The 1257-nt window shown below is 63.2% G+C and carries 1 protein-coding gene; it reads left to right on the forward strand.

Features of this window, described 5'->3' with window-relative positions; genetic code table 11:
• Window positions 1–19: 19 nt before the first annotated feature.
• Window positions 20–1257 (forward strand): IS3 family transposase gene (locus tag NEI07_RS15790; RefSeq protein ID WP_256035848.1). Its coding sequence is split into 2 segments (ribosomal slippage), with 1239 coding nucleotides annotated over them: window positions 20–353 and window positions 353–1257; the frame shifts between segments, so codons are not numbered across the junction. This gene is flagged as partial in the annotation.

Genomic DNA, 1257 nt, shown 5'->3' on the forward strand with positions numbered 1-1257 from the left:
TAGGAGTAATGCCGTGTCTATGACTGGTTCGTATCCGAAAGCCGAAATCCTGACCGACCCGCAGCGCCGGCGGCGGTGGTCCGTCTCCGAGAAGCTGGAGATCGTCGCCGAAACGCGCGAACCGGGCGTCACGGTCAGTCTGGTCGCTCGACGGCGCGGCGTTTCGCCGAATCAGCTTTTCACCTGGCGGCGCCTGGCCGAACAAGGAGCACTGACAGCGACGCGCGCCGAGGAGGAGGTCGTGCCGGCGTCCGCGTTGCGGGCGAGCCAGGAGCAGATCCGCGAGTTGCAGCGGCTGCTCGGCAAGAAGACGCTGGAAGCCGAGATTCTTAAGGAAGCGCTCGAGATCGCGACGGAGTCAAAAAAACGAACATTGCGGTCGCTGTCGCTGCCCAGGGACGGTTCGCGATGAAGGCCATATGCGAGACAATCGGCGTCACCCGCTCGAACGTCGCGGAGCGGGTGGCCGGGCGCTCTCCCAAGCGCAGAGGCCGCCCGCCGCTGCCGGACGGGGAGTTGCTGGAGCGGATCAAGGCAGTCATCGCCGATATGCCCTCCTATGGCTATGCGCGCGTCTGGGCTGTCCTGCGCCGCGACGGCATCTCCGAGGACCGCGCGCCTGTGAACCGCAAGCGGGTTTATCGAGTAATGCGCGCTCACGGGCTTTTGCTTTCACGCCACGCAGGCGGCGCCGACGAACGCCGACATGACGGCAAGATCGCCGTCGCACAGTCGAACCTCCGCTGGTGCTCGGACGGCTTCGAGATCACATGCGACAATGCCGAAAAGGTGCGCATCGCCTTTGCGCTCGATTGCTGTGACCGCGAGGCTGTGGGCCATATCGCGACGACCGAAGGCATCAAGGGAGAAGATGTTCGCGACCTCATGGTCGCGGCCGTCGAACAGCGCTTCGGACCAATCAATCGACTGCCGGCGACGATCGAATGGCTGACCGACAACGGCTCCTGCTACATTGCCGGAGAGACACGCAAGTTTGCTCGCGAGATCGGCTTCGAGCCGCTGACGACCCCCGTGGAGAGCCCACAATCGAATGGAATGGCCGAGGCTTTCGTGCGTACGATCAAACGCGACTATGTCCGCGTCAATCCGACACCCGATGCGCAAACCGTCATCCGATCGCTGTCGAAATGGTTCGACCACTACAACCAACTTCACCCGCATCGCGCGCTGGGTTATCGTTCGCCGCGTGAGTTCATCGCCGATAGGTCAATCAAAGAGGCTGTGGAGCCCGTGTCC

Source organism: Methylocystis suflitae, from assembly GCF_024448135.1.
GTDB lineage: Bacteria > Pseudomonadota > Alphaproteobacteria > Rhizobiales > Beijerinckiaceae > Methylocystis > Methylocystis suflitae.